Raw genomic sequence first — 2345 nt, 5'->3', positions numbered from 1 at the left:
ATCCTGCTCGGCCCCGACGGGCCGAGCCTGGGCGGCTTCGTGTGCCCGGTGACGGTCGTCGCCGCCGACCGCTGGAAGCTCGGTCAGCTCGCACCCGGCAACACCGTCAGGTTCGTCCCCGTGAAGTCGCAGCACAGCGCGTCGCGCCGCGAACTGGGAGTCGGTCGTCGTGCCGGTCTGTCGCTGGTCGCGTCGGGCGGCGGCGACGGCGACGACGGAGTCCTGGCCCGCCGCGACGGGCACACCGCCGTCACCTACCGCCGCAGCGGCGACGACAACGTGCTCGTCGAGTACGGCGACATGACGCTCGACCTGGCGCTGCGGGCCCGCGTGCACGCCCTGCACCAGCGCCTCGAAGCGCAGCGCCCTGCAGGCCTGCTCGAACTCACCCCCAGTATCCGGTCGCTGCAGGTCAAGGTCGATCCGGACGTCCTGCCGGTACCGGTCCTGCTCGGTCTGCTCGCCGAGGTCGAGGACGGTATCGGCGACAGCGACGAACTGGAAGTACCCAGCCGTCAGGTGCGCCTGCCGCTGTCCTGGGACGATCCGGCGACCCGCGAGGCCATCCAGCGCTACATGCACGGCGTGCGGTCGGACGCGCCGTGGTGCCCGTGGAACATCGAGTTCATCCGTCGCATGAACGGCCTCGACACCGTCGCCGACGTGTTCGACACGGTGTTCGCCGCCGACTACATGGTGCTCGGACTCGGCGACGTCTACCTCGGTGCACCGGTCGCGACACCGCTCGACCCGCGGCACCGGCTGGTCACCACCAAGTACAACCCGGCCCGCACGTGGACACCCGAGAACGCGGTCGGGATCGGCGGTGCGTATCTGTGCATCTACGGCATGGAAGGCCCCGGCGGATACCAGTTCGTCGGCCGCACCACCCAGGTGTGGAATCACCGGCACCCGCAGCCGGCCGGGCCCTTCGAGGACGGAACGCCGTGGCTGCTGCGGTTCTTCGACCGGATCTCCTGGTATCCCGTCGACCCCGAGGAACTGCTCGATCTGCGCGCCGATCTCGCGGCCGGTCGTGGCGGGGGAGTGGAGATCACCGACGGGACCTTCTCGCTGGCAGACCACCGGAAATTCCTCGCCGACAACACATTCTCGATCGCGGAGTTCCAGGCGACCCAATCCGTCGCCTTCGCGCAGGAGCGGGCACGGTGGAAGGCGACCGGCGCATGACGACCACCGAACGGATCCGGCTCGCGGGAACCCGGTTCGAGCGAACCCTGCTGGCGCGTCCGGGCACCGAACCCGACACCACCACCCGGGTCACCTGGGTGCAGGGCGAGAAGTTGTACTGCGATCTGAGACAACCCGCCTCACTGCCTGTGGTGACGGCCTCGACCGCGAACGACATGAACTTCGGCGATCTCGTGGCACTCGCGACGCAGGACGGTTTCGCAGGCCGGTTGCTCGACCGCGGCGATCACGTCGAGTGGGAACGCGCCGTGTCGTTCCACCCGCTCGGGCCGACACCCGACGCCGGCAGTCTGGCCCTGCTCGACGCGGACATTATCGTCGAACACGGTGTGTACGAGGACTACACGGAACACTGGCACACCGTCGGCGTCTCGTCCGACATCGAGGAGTATCTGCTCGAGGACATCGACACCGGGGCGACCGCGGTACTCGTGCGGGTGGGGGAGACCTTCGCGTTCGCGCGCGGCCGCGACTGCACCCCCGGATCCGGTTCTCTGCTCGAACGCATCAGGGGGGCGGCGACACTCCGCGAGGCCCGCGCAGTGCTCGACTGCGAGGTCGCCGTCGGCCGAGTGTGCGCCGGCCGATGGAACATCACCGCATCGACTCTCCCGTACCGGATCGGGGACGACCTCGACCCCGCTTTCGGAGACGAAATCCACACGAGCGACGTCACATTCGGCGGAACACCCGTCACGAGGCGGTGGCGTCCGCTCGACCCGAACCTCAGGACGGAACCATGACCTTCACCAGCATCCCCGTCGTCGACGTACACGCACTGGTCTCCGCCGACGACAGCGGACGGGAAGCAGTCGTCGAGGAACTCGGGCGTGCCGCCCGCGAGGTCGGTTTCGCTCAGATCGTCGGGCACGGTATCGATCCCACCCTCATCTCGGGACTGAAGAAAGCCGCAGAACGCTTCTTCGCACTGCCCGACGAAACCAAGATGTCGGTCTACATAGGCACTTCGTCGAACCACCGCGGCTATGTGCCGCCGGGTGAGGAGGTGTTCGCCGGTGCCACACCCGATCACAAGGAAGCGTTCGATCTGTCCATCGATCTTCCCGCCGGCGATCCGGACTATCTGGCCGGCAATCCACTGCTCGGACCGAACCAGTGGCCCGAACTGCCGG

Annotated in this window: 3 protein-coding genes; all 3 read left to right on the top strand. The window is 68.1% G+C overall.

The window, feature by feature from the left end; translation table 11 throughout:
- A partial coding sequence (locus R1101_RS0121500) for a carboxyltransferase domain-containing protein (RefSeq protein ID WP_016935313.1) occupies positions 1-1191 on the top strand: 1191 nt, incomplete at its 5' end.
- Positions 1188-1955: a hypothetical protein gene (locus R1101_RS0121495; protein WP_037224464.1), complete on the top strand. Its 768-nt coding sequence runs from the start codon at positions 1188-1190 to the stop codon at positions 1953-1955. The genes R1101_RS0121500 and R1101_RS0121495, both read left to right, overlap by 4 nt.
- Positions 1952-2345: 2-oxoglutarate and iron-dependent oxygenase domain-containing protein (locus R1101_RS0121490; RefSeq protein WP_016935311.1), on the top strand; the 394-nt coding region annotated here is incomplete at its 3' end. The genes R1101_RS0121495 and R1101_RS0121490, both read left to right, overlap by 4 nt.

This window comes from Rhodococcus sp. R1101, from assembly GCF_000278445.1.
Taxonomy (GTDB): Bacteria; Actinomycetota; Actinomycetes; order Mycobacteriales; family Mycobacteriaceae; genus Rhodococcus; species Rhodococcus gordoniae.
The sequence above is the reverse complement of the archived record's forward strand: the minus strand, read 5'-3'. Positions and strand labels throughout refer to the sequence as shown.

What these genes read in the sequence shown, in the direction of transcription:
- R1101_RS0121495 (WP_037224464.1), top strand. Translation starts at nt 1,188, where the DNA reads ATGACGACCACCGAACGGATCCGGCTCGCGGGAACCCGGTTCGAGCGA.